The organism is Vibrio sp. McD22-P3 (genome assembly GCF_021568915.1).
GTDB classification, from domain to species: Bacteria; Pseudomonadota; Gammaproteobacteria; order Enterobacterales; family Vibrionaceae; genus Vibrio; species Vibrio mediterranei.
In genome coordinates, this window is the sequence record NZ_JAKGTN010000003.1 from 294,690 (window position 1) to 311,914 (window position 17,225).

16 protein-coding genes are annotated in these 17,225 nt (G+C 44.0%); 8 read left to right on the top strand and 8 right to left on the bottom strand.

All coding sequences use genetic code 11. The features are described from left to right. Nucleotides 1-67: 67 nt before the first annotated feature. The 5 genes from L2W36_RS05290 to L2W36_RS05310 all read right to left on the bottom strand — a co-directional run bounded on the left by L2W36_RS05290 (nt 68) and on the right by L2W36_RS05310 (nt 4,744). On the bottom strand, nt 68-673 hold the full coding sequence (locus L2W36_RS05290) for a CDP-alcohol phosphatidyltransferase family protein (protein ID WP_062457342.1): 606 nt from the start codon (nt 671-673) through the stop codon (nt 68-70). Then, nucleotides 667-1,314, bottom strand: coding sequence for an ATP-binding cassette domain-containing protein (locus tag L2W36_RS05295; protein WP_236109497.1), 648 nt, complete (start codon nt 1,312-1,314; stop codon nt 667-669). The genes L2W36_RS05290 and L2W36_RS05295 overlap by 7 nt, the downstream gene beginning before the upstream one ends. Beyond that, the gene (locus tag L2W36_RS05300) at nt 1,280-2,986 is read right to left on the bottom strand and encodes an ABC transporter permease (protein WP_236109498.1); all 1,707 of its coding nucleotides are present in this window, start codon (nt 2,984-2,986) and stop codon (nt 1,280-1,282) included. Before L2W36_RS05300 ends, L2W36_RS05295 begins: the two co-directional genes overlap by 35 nt. 22 nt (nt 2,987-3,008) lie before the next feature. Further along, complete coding sequence (locus tag L2W36_RS05305) at nt 3,009-4,199, bottom strand: ABC transporter substrate-binding protein (protein WP_443088377.1); 1,191 nt, start codon at nt 4,197-4,199, stop codon at nt 3,009-3,011. Between the two features lie 266 nt (nt 4,200-4,465). Then, nucleotides 4,466-4,744, bottom strand: a complete 279-nt coding sequence (locus tag L2W36_RS05310) for a hypothetical protein (protein ID WP_236109500.1) — start codon at nt 4,742-4,744, stop codon at nt 4,466-4,468. 302 nt (nt 4,745-5,046) lie between these two features. Between L2W36_RS05310 and L2W36_RS05315 the strand changes: the two genes are divergently transcribed. The 4 genes from L2W36_RS05315 (at nt 5,047) to L2W36_RS05330 (ending at nt 10,863) form a co-directional block, all read left to right on the top strand. Further along, on the top strand, nt 5,047-6,327 hold the full coding sequence (locus tag L2W36_RS05315; protein ID WP_236109501.1) for a sensor domain-containing diguanylate cyclase: 1,281 nt from the start codon (nt 5,047-5,049) through the stop codon (nt 6,325-6,327). Between the two features lie 284 nt (nt 6,328-6,611). After that, the gene (locus L2W36_RS05320; RefSeq protein ID WP_236109502.1) at nt 6,612-7,844 is read left to right on the top strand and encodes an NAD(P)/FAD-dependent oxidoreductase; all 1,233 of its coding nucleotides are present in this window, start codon (nt 6,612-6,614) and stop codon (nt 7,842-7,844) included. Nucleotides 7,845-7,927: 83 nt separating this feature from the next. Further along, nucleotides 7,928-9,202 carry a dicarboxylate/amino acid:cation symporter gene (locus L2W36_RS05325; RefSeq protein WP_236109503.1) on the top strand — a complete coding sequence of 425 codons (1,275 nt, stop codon included), beginning with the start codon at nt 7,928-7,930 and terminating at the stop codon, nt 9,200-9,202. A 476-nt stretch (nt 9,203-9,678) separates the two neighbouring features. Continuing rightward, nucleotides 9,679-10,863, top strand: a complete 1,185-nt coding sequence (locus tag L2W36_RS05330; protein WP_006073810.1) for a D-alanyl-D-alanine carboxypeptidase family protein — start codon at nt 9,679-9,681, stop codon at nt 10,861-10,863. A 94-nt stretch (nt 10,864-10,957) separates the two neighbouring features. Here the strand turns inward: L2W36_RS05330 and L2W36_RS05335 are convergent, their stop codons facing one another. The 3 genes from L2W36_RS05335 to glpX form a co-directional block, all read right to left on the bottom strand. Beyond that, nucleotides 10,958-11,206: a hypothetical protein gene (locus L2W36_RS05335; protein ID WP_006073808.1), complete on the bottom strand. Its 249-nt coding sequence runs from the start codon at nt 11,204-11,206 to the stop codon at nt 10,958-10,960. A 176-nt stretch (nt 11,207-11,382) separates the two neighbouring features. Further along, entirely contained in the window at nt 11,383-12,357 is a 975-nt protein-coding gene (locus L2W36_RS05340; protein WP_006073807.1) for a sugar-binding transcriptional regulator, read from the bottom strand. A gap of 40 nt (nt 12,358-12,397) precedes the next feature. Next, entirely contained in the window at nt 12,398-13,405 is a 1,008-nt protein-coding gene (gene glpX / locus L2W36_RS05345; RefSeq protein ID WP_236109504.1) for a class II fructose-bisphosphatase, read from the bottom strand. A gap of 430 nt (nt 13,406-13,835) precedes the next feature. Here glpX and rpiB point away from each other — a divergent pair, with 430 nt between their 5' ends. Genes rpiB through L2W36_RS05365 form a run of 4 tightly spaced genes read left to right on the top strand, consistent with a single transcriptional unit; the run spans nt 13,836 to nt 17,217 of the window. Continuing rightward, nucleotides 13,836-14,282 (top strand): ribose 5-phosphate isomerase B, encoded by a 447-nt coding sequence (rpiB, locus tag L2W36_RS05350; protein WP_236109505.1) that lies wholly within the window; start codon nt 13,836-13,838, stop codon nt 14,280-14,282. A 39-nt stretch (nt 14,283-14,321) separates the two neighbouring features. Continuing rightward, the gene (locus tag L2W36_RS05355; RefSeq protein WP_006073802.1) at nt 14,322-15,305 is read left to right on the top strand and encodes a TRAP transporter substrate-binding protein; all 984 of its coding nucleotides are present in this window, start codon (nt 14,322-14,324) and stop codon (nt 15,303-15,305) included. Nucleotides 15,306-15,361: 56 nt separating this feature from the next. Next, entirely contained in the window at nt 15,362-15,937 is a 576-nt protein-coding gene (locus L2W36_RS05360) for a TRAP transporter small permease (protein ID WP_231892927.1), read from the top strand. Beyond that, nucleotides 15,934-17,217 carry a TRAP transporter large permease gene (locus tag L2W36_RS05365; RefSeq protein WP_006073799.1) on the top strand — a complete coding sequence of 428 codons (1,284 nt, stop codon included), beginning with the start codon at nt 15,934-15,936 and terminating at the stop codon, nt 17,215-17,217. Before L2W36_RS05360 ends, L2W36_RS05365 begins: the two co-directional genes overlap by 4 nt. Nucleotides 17,218-17,225: the final 8 nt, after the last annotated feature.

A 17,225-nucleotide genomic window follows, 5' to 3' on the forward strand; every position in this document is an offset into this window, starting at 1 on the left:
TTAACCGAAACAACTAATGCTGAATGTACCACAACAAAAGTGGGTTCTAACTTGATTTCGGTAGCGTTTATCGCAATGTGTGAAACCCTGAATAAATGCGAGTGAACGTTGTAAACCAGCACGCAGCCCCGAAGACGAACGCAATGGTAGCAAAATGTTCAGGTAATAAGCATAAAAGAACAAAGCAACCAATGGTCTCGGTGCCTTCGGTAAGGCCACTCATATAGTACAAAGATTTATGACGATAAACTGGATTCTCAATACCGCGTTTACCTGCCATCACAGCGAATGCCAAAAAGCTAGTTCCCGTGCCGATAAAAGAGAAAATCAAAAAAGCGCCAGCAATGGCATTCTGCTCCGGGTTGGCAATAACAAAACCAAACGGTATCAGTGAGTAGAATAAGAAATCCAAGCTTATATCTAAAAAACCTCCGGCATCTGAAATCCCTTGAATACGTGCTAGAGCACCATCAAGACCGTCGCAAATTCGGTTTAACAAAATAAATATCAGGGCGATGGAATAATGCTCAAACGCTAAAGCAGGAAAAGCAAGGCAACCCAAAGCGAAGCCAAATAGTGTAGTTTGATTGGCTGTTATCCCTAATCGGTTAAGCACACGTGCCGATTGAGATAACGGCCAGCGAATAACTTTGATACTAATGCTGTCTAACATGCTGCACTCTCCCAAGGCCATTTAAGGACTTGGCTGCAATCAGGAATATCATCCTCATCATGTGTGACCATTAAAGCGGGAATATTGGCACTGCGAAGCTGTTCCACAACCCAATCTCTGAACTGAACCCGCAGCTCTTTATCGAGTTTACTGAATGGCTCATCAAGTAGGGCGGCCTTTGGTTCAGCGAGCAGCATTCGTGTTAAGCTGATACGGGCACGTTGTCCTCCGGATAATTGCTCTGGGTAATGATTAGCCACACCATTGAGTTGAATACTAGCAAGAGCGTTCATTGCATGTTCTTGTCGTTCAGCTCCTTTAATTCGATTAGGCAAGGCGAAGGCAAGGTTCTCCCATACATTGAGATGAGGAAACAGCAGGTCATCTTGAAACAAAATTCCGACTTTTCTCTTGTGTGGTTCTAGCATGTCGATACGTTTGTCTTCGAGTAGAACTTGTCCTTGGTAGACAAACTCTGACGACAGATGACCCGCAACGACGTCAAGCAGCGTGGATTTTCCACAACCACTTGGGCCCATTAGCGTCAATATTTCGCCCTGTTTTACGTTGAAACTGCAATCAGAAAACAGCACCTCGCCTTCCTTCTTACGGATGGTGAGGTTTGCCAGCGATAGTGTCATTAAATAAAAGTCCTTTGATCTTAATTCGTCGATAACGAGAGTGAATGCGATTAACCAATACGGCAACAGAGAAAAATAGTAGTGGTAAGAAAGCCTGGAAGAGTGCATAGATGGCGGTGACTCTGCGATCGAATCCACTCGATAAGGCTACCGCTTCGGTTGTAATAGTGGCAACTCGACCTGCTCCTAATACCAGCGTAGGTAAATATTGAGCAAGGCTCACACTAATGCCTACCGCCCATGCAAATACCATTGCAGGGAAAAGAAGCGGCAATTTGACATGCAGCCAAGTATGAATAGGGCTCTTCCCAAGGCTCAGTGATACCTGGGTAAACTTACTATTGAAGCCGCGCCATGGTCCATCTAGTGCAAGGAAGACAAACGGGAAGGCGAAGAATACATGTGACCAACAAACCCAAAGCAAATAACTCGAGTCACTAAGCAATAGCGTGGTAACTTGCAATCCGAACAGGATACTTAATTGCGGTAATAGCATGGGAATCGCAATGACGTAACCTGGTATATGTAAGCGATATTTATTGCGATACTCATGTCCTACAACAGCAAGTATGAGAGCAATCGTTGCCGAGATAAGCGCGATGGTCAAGCTCTGTGCCATCACTTCAAAAATACCGTCCCATTCGTACTCCCAGAAACGCAATGTATAGCGGCTTGGTAAGACGTCCGGAAAACGCCAACGCTGCGCAAATGTCCAAATAACCGTCAGCGGTATCATGGCGGCAACAATGGATACAAGTACGGTGAATATTGGTTTGCCAGGAATGCGCAGCGATGTACGACCTGAATATTGCCATTGATTGCAAATAGCAACGACGAGATGCTCGATGAGACGAGCGATACCAATCAAGATTGAAGCAATAGCAAATAGCACAACAGCACCAGCACTGGCGCGGGGAAGCAAGCTCAGGTCGGGGTCATTGAACCATTGCCAAACTAAGACAGCGAAGGTTGGTGGGTTAGTTGGTCCGATAATTAAAGCAACGTCGACGACAGATAAACTGTAGGCAATCACTGCGAGCATCGGGAATCGAATTTTAGTAAACCATTGTGGCAGTATGATCTTCCACCAAGCTGCACTTTCAGTGTATCCGAGTGATGTAGCGATACGCAGTGACTCACTGACTCTAAGTTGTCGTAGTATTGGGATGCTCATCAGCAGTATAAACGGTACTTCCTTGAGGGCTAGCATCAACGTCAAGCCAACGCCATAAGGGTCCTTGACTAGCCAAGCTGAACTGGCAGAGTTTCCGCTTAGATCCATTCCCAAAAGGTCAACTAAGGCTCTCGCGCCAAATCCGGTAGGAGAAAACAGAAAAGCAAAACCAATAGCAAAGGCGACGTGAGGCAGAGCAAGTAAAGGAGATAGCGATAGTTCGATTCGTTTCCACCAACTACTGTTCCAACAAGAGGCAATAATGGCAAAGGATAAGAAGCAGGCGAGATAGCTGCTCAGTATTGCGGAGCTAAACGTCAGCAAAATAGAAGTTTCTACGCCTTGCCATGCAAAGACCTGATTGAATCCGGCTAAATCAAAATGATGTAGACCTAAAGGGGGGATATAACCCAAAGAGGATATCACCACCCCAAGTAAACCAGGTACTGTAGGGAAAATGCAGACAACGACTAAACAGGCGTACAACAGTCTAAGCATAATCTTATTATCTCGTAAGCCGTTAGCTGCCGTAGCGCTTGAGCCACTCTTGCTCAAGGGCGCTCTGCCAGCTTGGGTGAGGTTCGGCGACAGACTTAAATTGTTGAGTTTTCGCTGCACTGCCAGTGAGATATTGCTTGCTGAGTACCGAAGGGTCACCCCAAATTGCGATATCACCTTTTCGCGATTGCGCTTCTGGACTCAGTAAGAAGTTAATAGCGACTAGAGCCCCTGCTTTAGCATTAGCATTCCAAGGGATTGCAAGAAAATGAATGTTGGACAATGCACCACTATCCATTGCATACACGGTAGTGGTATCGCTAAGGTTACCATTCGCTTGAGCAGAGTAGACAGCGTTTGGATTGAAAGTAATGGCTAGATCAAGCTGACCATCGTCTAGTAATTGGATTGTTTCAGCGGTTCCGGCAGGGAATTGCTTACCAGCACGCCATGCAACCTTATGAAACTCATCCAGATAATCCCAAAGCGGCTTGGTGACGCCTTGAAAGTCAGCTTCTGAAACGGGTTTTGCTAACGCAGGATCGTTATCTGTAAGGTCAATTAACAGAGACTTCAAGAAGCTAGTACCATGAAACTCTGGCGGTTTTGGGTAGCTTAACTTATTCGGAAACGCTTTAGCGTAGTTGAGCATCTCCATATAAGACGTCGGTGGGTTATTGAGAGTTTGTGTATCGTGAATAAACACGAGTTGACCCACTCCCCAAGGTGCTTCAAGCCCTTCCGTTGGTTCTGAGAAGTCGCTGTCAACGGGAAGCGATTTATCGACGTATTGCCAGTTCGGAAGGTTGGATACAAAAGGTCCATAAAGTAGGGCGTTGTCCTTCATGGATTTGAAGTTCTCACCATTAATCCACACCATATCGACACTGCCACCGTCATTTTTTCCTGCTGCTTTTTCAGCGAGTAAACGAGAGCCAGTTTCGGCGATGTCGGTGACTTTTACGTGATTAAAGTTAACGCCATATTGGTCTTTTAGTTCTTTACCTGCCCACTGGAGGTAACGGTTAATTTCTTGGCTACCTCCCCATGCGTGGAAGTATACTGTTTGTCCATTGGCTTGTTCTAATACCGAATTCCATTGAGTCGTGTCGAGTGTTTCGCTAGAGACAACGGTTGACCAAGAAGAGACCGTCATTGCGAGAGTGGAAAGCACTGCAGATTTGAACATCTTATTATTCATTATGTTATCCATTTTATACTGTTTGTGGCGAACCTTGCCCTGTTGTTAACAATTGATACTAAAGGTTGAGACACGATAATCAATAGTCTTGAGGCTATCTATTGAGGTCGTCCAAAAAATATCGGTTCAAAGCACTAGACCGCTAGACAAGATATTAAATTTCAAGATGTTGATATTTAATTTGTCAGTAATAGAAGTGGGTAAATCAATAAAAAGAGAAAAGGAAGGGAGATTCACATTCGTGTGACAATATTATCGGACAATACGAATTATCGTGCTTAGTTAACAAGACCGTTTCGAACCAATCCTCGTTTTACACTAGAACACAACTTCCCAAACCTTCTGAGTTCTTCAAAGTTGGGTGTAATCCCACGTGATAATGCCGATTCCCAGTAACTTACTTCGGTCTCTACTAATTCCATTAACTTTTTAGGACATCCGATACAAGAATTATCAGGACCACAAACAAACGTATCCTCGGAGTAAAGAGGTAATTGTTTCTTAACGTCGGAAATGAGTTGCAGAGTAGCATCAGTAAGACTAGGTTTGGAGGTCATTGGCAAAGTACTTGTGGTTTAACTGGGGAGAATAATAAGCCAGTCACTCACGCGATAGAATGCCACTTTATAGGTAGATAAAACGCCTGTACGACAATGTCTCATTTTTGAGTAATTGATTAATAACACCATTCTATCGGGCAAGATTAAGCATATTCTGTTTAAGTTTTGGCTATAGTTTCTGAACAATAATCAAAAGACAGTCAGCATTGGTGCTACGTATTTTTATGTTTTGGGCTGTGCACAGTAGTGACATGTTGGCTAGCTTTTACGTGTTACGACTATAGAAAAGCGGGGATGGTATGGATAAAAATTCCGCTCAAATGGATAACTCTATTCGTCGGCTATTCGATATAACGCCGATACCAACAGCGATTAGCTTACCGACAGGTAAGCTGGAATATACTAATGCTGCTTTGCGTAAACTGCTCGGCTATTCGGAAGCTGAGTTAATGTCTGACAGTGTTGTTATTACTCACCCGGACGACCTTGCGCTAAATAAGCGGATAAGGGCGCAACTTTTTGAAAACCCAACTGACTCCGTTCAAACCCATAAACGGTATATTCACAAAGACGGCCATTCAATATTAGCTGTACTCAATATGTCTGCTGAATGTGATGATGAAGGAAATATTACCCGTTTAGTCTCGCAAATAATTGATTTGTCTGGGCCAAGACAATCTCAAGCCGCTGAATTATTACTTGACCAACTAGTGCGTAAATCACATGACGCGATTTATGTCGTCGATATGGAATTTGGTCAGATCTTGAACTGCAACGAACTTGGTTATCAACGTCTAGGCTACACCAAAGAGGAGCTGTTACGTCTAACTGTGCCAGATATTAACCCTTTGTTTAATAGAGAAGTAACCTGGAAAGACCACGTTGAAAAAATGAAACAAGCTCAAAATCGCTTCGTCGAAGCAACGCACAAACGTAAAGATGGAGTTGAGATCCCTATCGAGGCTAACATCAGTATGGTGGAGTTTAATGGTGAGAACTATTTTTTGGCTATCGTCCGTGATATTTCTGAACGAAAGGCTAGAGAGCAACTCGTCATAGAAAAGCAGAACCTTGATCCTTTGACGAGTCTTCCCAACCGCCGCCTTCTAGACGTGAAACTTCAAGAAATGATCTGCCATTGTTGGAATCGTTCAGAGAAAATCGCATTTATGTTTCTAGATATCGACAATTTTAAGGTGATCAACGATACCTATGGTCACGTGATAGGAGACGAAATATTGGTAGCGCTTGCCGAGAGATTGCAGGATTTCACTAGACAAACGGACGTGGTATCAAGATTAGGTGGAGATGAGTTCTTGGTCGTATTACCTGGACTTAATAGTCGAGAACATGTTCTAAGTATCGCTAATCATCTATTGCAAGTCTCATCTCACCCCATCGATGTTCATAATGGTGATAAGGTAACGCCAGAGCTCAGTATAGGTACCACACTGTGTTTAAGTGGACATATTGACATTCAGCAAGCAATACATATCGCTGATACTGCAATGTATGAAGCTAAGAAAACTCAAGGTTCCTCTAGCTACTTTATTGATTATAAAAAGAAAAGCCTAATGTAAATTTGCTGAGTTAAAGCCGTTAGCGACTGAAACACCATTCTGTCTCCCTAAACGCGTTTATTTAGGGCCACTCTCAAACTCGTCCCACATCCCAAAGTGCCATACTTTGACGGTCAAGTTCATTATTACAAATCTGTATAAGTTAATATGAATTTAGCTGGATTATCATAATAAATCGTTCCAATACAATGTCGCCATTCTGTTTGATGTCAAGCGTTGGGTTTGCGCAAACAATTGGTTTTAGAGCGCAATCTAGATTGGTTGTACAGTTATTGGAGCATACGATGTCAAAAGTCGTGGTAGTAGGCGGCGGTGCAGCCGGCCTTGAATTAGTTACTCGTTTAGGAAGAAGTTTTGGCCGTGCAGGTCAACACGAGGTCGTGCTGGTAGAGTCCGCTAGTCACCATTATTGGAAGCCGCGTTTACATGAAATTGCTTCTGGTACTTTTGATTCGGAGCTTGATGCGGTGAGCTATTTACAACATAGCTATTGTAATCAATATCAATACGTTCAGGCATCGATGAAATCGCTAAATCGAGGTCAAAAGACCATTGAGATTCAAGATCAACAAGGTATGGTCTCTGAGTTGGCTTACGATTATTTGGTGATCGCCGTTGGTGCGGTGAGTAATGATTTCAAAACAGAAGGTGTGAGTGAACACTGCTTATTTTTAGACTCTGCTTTGCAAGCACAACAAGCATGGGATCAGATAAATCCATTGTTACGTACGCAAGGTGAGCAAAGAATCTCGATCGTCGGTGCTGGAGCAACCGGTGTGGAACTGGCGGCTGAATTGGCAAAAGTCAGTCAAAAACTGACACGTTATCGCCATGACATGAATCTCACCATTACTCTGATTGAAGCGTCAAGTCGAGTCTTGCCTGCTGGCCTAGGATGCATGTCAGAGAAAGTGCGTAAGGCCTTGGTAAGAAATGGTGTCGAAGTGAAAACGGAGACCCGCATTAAACGTGCCGACGCGGGTAAATTGGTGACTGATAGCGGTGAGGTTATCAACGCTAACTTGCAGCTATGGGCGGCTGGTATCAAGTGTGCACCATGGCTGGCAACGCTTGATGGTCTAGAAACCAACTCGCTAAATCAATTAAAAGTAGACGCTAATCTAGTCACCACTCTTGATGATGCCATTTTCGTGGTTGGCGATAGCGCGGAATGTCCTCAGCCCAACGGCAGTTTTGTCCCGCCTCGCGCACAGGCAGCTAATCAAGCTGCAGGACATTTAGCGAATCAGATCAAACGACTGCTGAAAGGCAAAACCATTAAGCCGTTTATTTTCAAAGACGGTGGGATGGTTATCGCGGTGGGCCACAACTACGCGGTGGGTACTTTGATGAACAATAAACTGATTTTACGTGGGCGATTAGTTCGCAATCTCTACGATACTATTTTCAGACTTCACCAGCGTATCTTATTTGGGTGGGGTCGAGTCACGGCATTGGTGGTTCTGAAGCGACTAAAAAGTGCTTTGAATCCTTTTTATAGAAACAACATCTCTTAATTGTTACTAGCACCAAGGTTCAAAGATGAGAAGGCCAATGAGCCTTCTCGTTACTCGTTTCATCGTTTATGGATATCACCATCATGTGGGCAAAACTGCGTCTTTCTCTACCACTGCAATTGTTGTTTGCTGCGTTTCTCGCTTGGAGTATAGCGACCTTTCTACCGTTACCTAATAATCTGACTCAGACGAGTTGGTATCAGCTGATTATGTTAGGTAAGGCCACCTATATTGGCTTGTTAAAAATGGTTGTAGGTATCGTGGTTATGTTGTCGCTACTACAAGGCATTACGAGCATAGGCTCGACGGTCAAACTGAAGAGCATCGGACGCCACACACTACTGTTTTATACTTCCACAACACTTCTAGCGGTCAGCTTAGGTCTTGGTGCTTCGCTATTGTTACCAGCATGGCAACCGCTCACTAGTCATGTGCCTTTAGAAAGTCATGTCCAACTCATTGACACTGAGTCCACAACGGGCGGCGCCATTGTGGAAAAGCTACTGAATATGGCGTTGGTAAACCCTGTAGCAGCTTTAGCTCAAGGGAATCTGCTAGCAATTGTAACATTCTCATTTTTACTAGGTATTGCATTGCTGGTTTCGTTGCCAGAGAAACACAGTATCTTTGAGTCCTTGTCTGGACTGAACAAAGCCGTCAATACGGTAGTCAGTGGTATCATTAAATTGGCACCAATCGCTGTATTTTCCATCGTGTTTGAGTTTACCACGAACGGCAACAGTGGCTTGTTTCATCAACTGATCTTATTTGCTTTACTCGTGTTCTTATTGACGGTGTTCCACGGTGCAGTTGTTCTGCCAGCAATCGCCAAGTTGGTGACGGGTATCAGTTATAGAACTCTGTTTAAAGCGATCTATGCACCGATGGCGATGGCATTTGCGACGTCATCCAGTTCGGCTACGTTACCACTCTCGATGCAAGTAGCAGAACAAGAGCTTAAAGTATCACAAAGCACGAGCAGTATGGTGTTACCGTTAGGCGCAGTTATGAATATGGATGGAACGGCTTTATTTGAGGGCGTTGCGGCAATCTTCTTAGCACAATTGTTCGGTGTTGATTTAACCACCACGGGCTTGGTGATGATCTTTATTATGGCGATGATTTCATCAATTGGGGCACCCGGTATGCCTTCTGGTTCTATGTCTGGGATGCAGATGGTTTTATTGGCGGCGGGAATCCCGCTCGAAGCAATAGCCATTCTGCTCATTATAGAACGTCCCCTTGATACTTTCAGAACGGCAGTAAATGTAGAGGGTGATTTGATTGCATCACTGGTCGTGGAAAAGTGGCATCAAGCAGATGATGTTAAGGGGGTACGTTCACCTGAAGCGATGTAAAGAAGGGGGGACCGAGCATACTTAATAACATCGGTGCATGACCCAACAGGGCAAACGGCGGCGATTAGATAGGTTTCAGATGGCGCATTGTTACAAAGTATGTACTCAATAATCATAAACTCGATATTTGAACTTTGATAGAGATGTTTTTGTGTTGCTTTTTACCGTATTACTGACATACCAAAATAAGTAGGTGGCTATAAAACAATATAGTAAACGTGAGGTGAGTAAAGGAGAGAGTTGCGTAAAGTAGGCGATAATTGTAGCGAGCAATACCCCGAAGAGTGATTTCGAGATGCCGTAATAAATCTTACAAAAATTCTGAGCTAACTTGCGAATATTATTCTAGTTTGTGGGTAGGGGGAAAGAAATCTTTCTGCTCCGTGTTGATGCCGATGTTTCAAATGACGAGTTGTAGTCAAGATTCCCTAAATCGGTGGTTCAACGGAGTGCTCACAGAATAAGGAGTCCGTGAGATGAATAAAACTATGTCACTGCTGTTTGCGTCTTTAGCCTTGAGTTCATCGGTGTCTGTCGCGGCGTTGGTGACACCAAACCCACCCACTCTTAATGCCAAAGGCTACGTGCTCATGGACTATCAGTCTGGAGCTATACTCGTGGGAGGCAACCAAGATGCCGCTTTAGCACCTGCTAGTTTAACAAAATTGATGACTGCCTATGTAGTTGGCAAAGAAATCGAAAATGGCCGTACTTCTTGGGATAGTAAAGTAGCGGTCAGTGAGAACGCGTGGTCAGTTAAATTTCCAGATTCTTCCAAAATGTTCATTAAGCCGGGTGACAACGTCACGGTTGCGGATTTGTTGCGTGGTTTGATTGTTCAATCAGGAAATGATGCCGCGGTCGCACTTGCTGAACATGTAGCCGGAACGGAAAGTGGTTTCGTTGCCTTGATGAATCAGTGGGCAGTGAACTTGGGTATGAACAATACTCAGTTCATTAATGCACATGGCTTAGACGGGCAGGGTATTCACACTACGCCAAACGATATGGCAATATTGATGAGAAAGATCATCGAAGATGTGCCAGAGGTTTATGAAATATACTCAGAAAAACGCTTTGTTTGGGCGGATATTAAGCAATACAACCGCAATCGACTGCTATGGGATAACTCTCTTAATGTCGACGGTGGAAAAACTGGATATACCTCAGATGCAGGGTACAGCCTAGTCAGTTCAGCGACACAAGGACAGATGCGTCTGATTTCCGTAGTCATGGGGACACCAAGTACTCAAACTCGCGTGGAAGCATCAAGACAACTTCTCAATTACGGTTTCCGTTTTTATGAAACAGACCAACTTGCCGTAGCGGACGAAAGTGAAGCGACGATTAGAGTTTGGAAAGGGAAAAACGCCAATATTGACGTGGGGTTTGATCATGATGTTTATGCGACTTACCTTCGCGGTAACAGCCGTGGAGTGACAAAGGAAACCGAAATCTATGCACCGTTGGTTGCTCCCGTGAAACAAGGGGATATCATTGGTAATGTCACTTGGAGTGTTGGTAATGATGAAATTGCCTCAGAGCCTCTGATTGCCATGTCTAATGTAGAGCAAGGCTCTATCTTTAAACGAGCATGGGACTCAGTTGTTCTTTGGTTTAAGTCGTTGTTCTCTGATACAAAAGGACTTTGGGAGAGTTAATTCTTTGGGATTAGTTTGAACACAAGTTCCGGTACTTACTCTTTGAATAGGTAGGTACCGGAATGAAATAGGTAGGCAAATAGGTCATTGCTGCCTAAAAAGGGGTTTCCTCAACTTCGGCAAATCCTGGAATCACATACGGAGCTTTCATGTAAGTACACCCCATCCATTTGCTCCCGACCTTTTGGCCTCCAATAACCGTCGCTCCAGCTATCATTGGTGGTAGCAACCCGTTAGGTAGAAGTGATTCTGCTCCAATATACTGTGGCATTGGGTCAGGCACCATTGTCATCCCTGTATGCATTTGAGCTGGCACAATAACTTTTAGCATCAGTTTTCCCATAGAAGCTCCTAGAATCGTTACTTGATAAGTCATAATGACAATAATGTCACTATGGCGTCTTGTTTAGGATAAGAGAGAAAACACGACTTTTCCTGTCAACTGAGAGAAATGTGAAGTAAACGGGAACAATAAGTTGAAGCCGTGCAATGCACTAGTTGTTACATTGCACGGCTATTTTATTGCTGAGCGTCTAAATTAAGAATGGTGATCGCGTTGGCGACGCTAGTCGCTAGTATGTCTACCGCTCCCGTACGCAAAGCTCCAACAATTGACAGTGGTTTACTGCTTTCTGCGGCAATAGCGATTACCTGTGGGATTTTTTGGTAGTCAGCGATGGTTAGTCCGATTACACGGTTACTCATTTTGGTATCTTGGACGTTGCCTTTAATATCGTAAAAATCATAACCGCCGACTTCACCGACTACACCTTGCTGGATTCGTGCTTCGACCATTTCCTGAACTGAAAACCAGCCTAGGTTCACCATATAGCTACTTTCATTCAAGTCACCAATTCCGACTAATGCCACATCGGCTTTTTTTGCGATGTCCATTGTTTGCTGAACGGTTTCGTCTTCAAGCAAGGCTCTACGAAGATCGGGGTTGCGAACATAAGCAGGAGCGTACAAGGTTTCACTAACGCCACCAAAAGTTTTTGCAAAGCGCCGCGAGATATGGTCCGCATTGAGCATGCCACCACGGGGATGAATACCTCCAATACTAGAAACGAATGTACATTTTTTCGGATTAACGACGCCGATATGCTCAGATACAGACGAGACGTTACGTCCTTGACCGATTGAGACAATCATGCCGTCCTTTAACGTTGAGGAAAGGTAGGTAGAAACGACACCGGCTAATAGTGCGCGTTGCTCATCTTCGGTCGGTTGATCGAGTGCTATTAAAGCTCGCTTTAAACCAAAGCGTTCTTTGAGCTGCTCCTCGAGCTTAGCGCCAAAAACAGGATGGTACTTGACTTTGATTTCGACAATGCCTTGATCTCTAGCACGTTTGAGTAAGCGTCCTATTTTGACACGTGACAGACCAAAACGTTTTGATATTTCTTCTTGTGTTGCACCATCTTGATAATAGGCTACGGCAATCTCAGTCAGAAGGTTAGTTTCTTCTGTTTGTTCTATGTTGGTTAAGTCCATTCTGTTCCTTTAAAGGCGTATCACTGCAAGCAATAGATTGCTAAGCAATAAGCTTAAGTAGTTCTTTATTAGTTTTATTTAGGTCGTGATTAGACTTTATCATTCTAATCGTTCTGTTGTGACCTTGTATAAGTAAGGTTTCAGTTGTGAGGTACGACCCATGTTTTTGAACACCATCAAGGAGGTCACCTTTGGTAATACCCGTTGCGCAGAACACAATGTTATCGGTTTTCACCATGTCGTTGAGTGATAAGATAACATTTTCACTTACGCCCATCTCCTGACAGCGTTGGCGCTCTGATTTGGCATGTTTGATATTGGCTAAGGTTTCGCCTTTGACTACATCACGTGTTAATAATCGAGCCTGCATGTCTCCATCTAATGCACGTATTACCGCTGCTGTTACAACACCTTCAGGTGCTCCACCAATACAGTACATCATATCAACATCACTTTCTGGCATGCATGTGAGTAGGGAAGCGGCGACATCCCCATCTGGGAAAGCATAGACTCTGACACCCATCGATTGCATAGTTTGAATGATGGCATCGTGTCTCGGTTTTGCGAGCGTTGCGACAACAATATCTTGTACTGGTTTATTGAGTTTCTTAGCGACAGCGAGAATGTTCTCTTCAATAGGGAGCGTTAAATCTAACGCACCTTTCGCCTCTGGGCCGACAACTAATTTTTCCATATACATGTCGGGAGCTTGAAGCAATGTACCTTTTTCAGCGGCAGCTAACACCGCGAGGGCATTCGATTGTCCCATAGCCGTCATTCGTGTGCCTTCAATAGGGTCTACAGCAATGTCAATAGCAGCTCCGCCTTTTCCTAACTGTTCACCAATATACAGCATAGGAGCATCGTCGATTTCTCCTTCCCCAATGACAATAGTCGCGTCGACATGTGACTCGTTAAGTTGATGTCGCATTGCAGCTACCGCTGCGTCGTCTGCTTTGTTCTTATCTCCACGCCCAAGCCATTTGTATCCAGCTAGTGCTGCTGATTCAGTTACTTGAGAAAGCGTTAAACCTAATTCGTTATGCATTGTGGCAAGTCCTTTTGTTATAGGTGTTGTTCATATGTTCAGTCAGTATAACATCTGAACAATGCATTTAGAATGTTCGCGTTCTCATTTCTTTGTTTGTGTGAACAAACTATCAAACTGGGTGTTTTACAGTTACAGAGTAGAGCTTATGCTCTACTAATCAAGTGGTGATAATTTTGCTGATTAATCTTAAGATATTGAATAATATAGCAATAAATCATTTGCAAGATCTAAGGCATGTTCTGTTTTATAAAAGCCATAGGCATTTATTAAATTGGATTTTAGGCTAGGTTGATCACGATAATGTTAATAAATTGTATTGTTTTGGTGACTGATATCTCATTTAAAAGATGTTCATCTGTAACTTTTAGGAATAAAAGTTCAATATCATTTGCAATCTCGATGGACAAATGAACATAAGGATAGCGACATGATTGCAATTGGATGTGATGACGCAGCAGTAGATTTGAAGGAGTGCTTGAAAGCTCATTTAGCTGCGAAAGGTATTGAGTATGTCGACTACGGAATCGACCCAGAGAACACATCACTATATCCGGATATTGCCAAAGAAGTCAGCTTAGCAGTGAGTGCTGGAAAGCATGAACGCGGCATCATTCTTTGTGGTACCGGAATCGGTGTATCTATTGTGGCAAATAAAGTACCAGGTATTAGAGCTGCACTTTGCCACGATACGTTTTCTGCTGAGCGAGCTCGTAAGAGCAACGACGCGCAAATTATCACTATGGGTTCTCGCGTGATCGGTTCTGAGCTCGCAAAAGCGATATTAGATACATGGCTAGATTCAGAGTTTTCTGACGGACCCTCGACCCCTAAGGTAAATAGAATTAAGGAGATAGAGAAAGAACTTATTGGATAACCCTCCCTCAATGTTTAATGGAATAACGTGGAAACTAAAATGAAAAAAACAACACTTACTTTTACTGCACTCGCTGTGTCTGCTGTTCTTTCTTCAGCGGCATTTGCCAAAGACCTAAAAGTGGCGACTAGCGCGCAGGTAGGTTCACTTCAATACAACACGACACAATATTTTACTGAAGTGGCAAACGAAGAATTCAAAAAACAAGGTATTGACTACAACCTTAAGTTCTTTGGTGCAGCTCAATTAGGTAAAGATAAAGATGTGCAGCAGAAGTTGAAGCTTGGCACGGTAGACTTGGCTTTACTCACTTCAACACTACCAACGCATGTATCAGAAATGGCGTTGTTTGAACTACCATTTTTAGTCTCAGATCGTGACCATGTCGCTAAGATCGAGGAGCAAGTATTCTGGCCATATATCGCGCCGGCTGCTGAAAAGAAAGGTTATAAAGTCATCGGTTTTTGGGAAAACGGCTTTAGAAACATCACTAATGCGCAGCGCCCGGTTAACACACCAGAAGATCTTGATGGTTTGAAAATTCGCACACCAAACAGTTCATGGCGCGTGAAGATGTTCAAAAACTGGGGGGCGAACCCAACGCCTATGAGCTTCAGTGAGGTATTCATTGGTCTACAAACTGGTGTTATCGATGGGCAAGAAAACCCGTATACCAACATCTATGCAGCGAAATTACATGAAGTGCAAGGCTACTTGAGTGTGACAAACCACGTGTACACACCAGCATACCTAACTGCAGGTGCACGCCACTATGGGAAATTCCCTGATGAAGTTCGAGCAGTGCTTGAAGACTCTGCTAAGCAAGCACAGCAGTGGGGTTATCAAGAAGCCGCGAAGCTAGAAGGCGAACTGAAAGATAAGCTGGTTGCTGGTGGTATGAAGCTTAACGTAGCGAACCGTCAAGCCTTCGTAGATGCAAGCCAACCTATCTACGACGATTTTGTGAAAAACGTAAACAACGGCGAAGTCATGCTAAATAAAGCAATGGCAACAGCTAACTAAGAAGTTCCTTGGCTGCACCTTGGGTGCAGCCACTCATGTGTTTTTCGCGAGGGTTTATGATGTCTTTTCTAGCTGTGTTAAATAGAGTTTCTAGCGTTCTAGAAAAAGTGTTGATCGCTATTTCAATGACGATCTTACTCGCACTCAGCACCATTATCATTGTTGCGGTTTTTTCACGCTTTAGTGGTGCTTCTCTTTATTGGTACGACGAAGTCTCCGCTATTTTGTTGGCTTGGTTGACCTTCTATGGTTCAGCGCTTTGTGCAATCAAACGATCTCATATGGGCTTTGGCGGTTTAGTGGCGAGCATGACGTTGCCATTACGTAAAGCGCTGTTCTTATTTAGTGAACTGGTGGTGATTGGATTCTTTGCAGTGATTGCTTGGGCCAGTTACTACATTTTGGAGATTTTTGGAGAAGAGACATTAACGAGTCTCGACTTTATTACACTTTCCTTTGCTCAATCCGCGTTACCTATTGGAGCGGTGCTGTTTATCGTGGCACAAATCTGCTCATTGCCAAAAGCATGGAACTTACTCTGTGATGGTTCAACGCAAGAAGACGAAGAAATAAAAGAAGCAATTCGTGATGCCAAAAAGGATATGTCAGAAGCAATGGAGGCCGTGAAATGAGTGCGTTAGTCGTTTTGTTTTGTTTGATCGCTTTAGTAATGATTAATGTACCAATTGGTGTTGCTATCGGAGCGGTTGCTATTGTTGGGATGGTCGCGACGTCAGGCATTGACGCAATTTACAACGCTGCGCTGGCAATGTTTGAGGGTGGCTCTAAATTCACGCTACTGTCTATTCCATTATTTGTCTTCGCTGGTGCACTAATGAACACCGGTGGTATTTCTCTTCGATTGATCAATTTCGTTAACGCTATTGTAGGCTTCGTTCGCGGCGGCCTATCTATGGTAAATGTTGGTGTCTCGATGATTTTTGCTGAGATTTCTGGCTCGGCAGTGGCCGACGTTGCCGCGCTAGGTTCTATCTTGATTCCAGCGATGAAAAAACGTGGTTATTCAGGAAGCTTTTCTGCGGCGGTCACATCGTCTTCAGCTTCTTTAGCGGTGATCATTCCACCATCGTTACCAATGATTATTTACGGTGCGATGGCAGATGTGTCGATTTCACAGCTGTTTGTAGCAGGCATCGTGTCGGGTCTCCTAGGCGCAGCTGGCATGTTTGGAGTGTGTTACTACTACGCGGTCAAATACAACTTGCCAAGAGAAGAGTCGTTTAGCCTTCGTAAGCTTTGGGTAGCATTTAAAGATGCATTTTGGGCGCTAACGCTGCCGTTCGCTATTCTTGGTGGCATCCTTTCAGGCTTTATGACCGCGACCGAAGCAGCGGGCATCGCGGTGTTACTAGCGTTAGTAATCAGTATCTTTATCTACCGTGAGATGGATCTAAAGCTGTTCTATAAAGCGATGATGGAGGGGGTGACAGGTACATCAGTAGTTATGCTTCTTGTCGCAACCTCGGCAGTACTAGGTCTGTTCCTAACCGAGCAAGAAGTACCACAACAAATGGCAGCTGGCATCTTAAGTATCTCTGAAAACAAGTACGTTGTTCTCATGATGCTTAACGTGATGCTTTTAATTGTTGGTGTATTCCTGCACGGCGCTGCGGCCATCATTCTAACTGTACCTATCGTACTTCCATTGATTCATGAATTAGGTATCGACCCAATTCACTTCGGAATTATGCTGGCACTGAACATCTCTATCGGTCAGCAAACGCCGCCTGTGGCAAGTGTACTTATCACGGCCTGCTCTATTGCGAAACGAGACATTTGGCAGGTAACAAAAGTCAACGCACTGTTCATTGGAGTACTGTTCTTTGTACTGCTACTGGCAACGTATGTACCCGCGCTCTCTGTAGGTTTTGTGGACTTCATTTATAAATAACTTTCAAG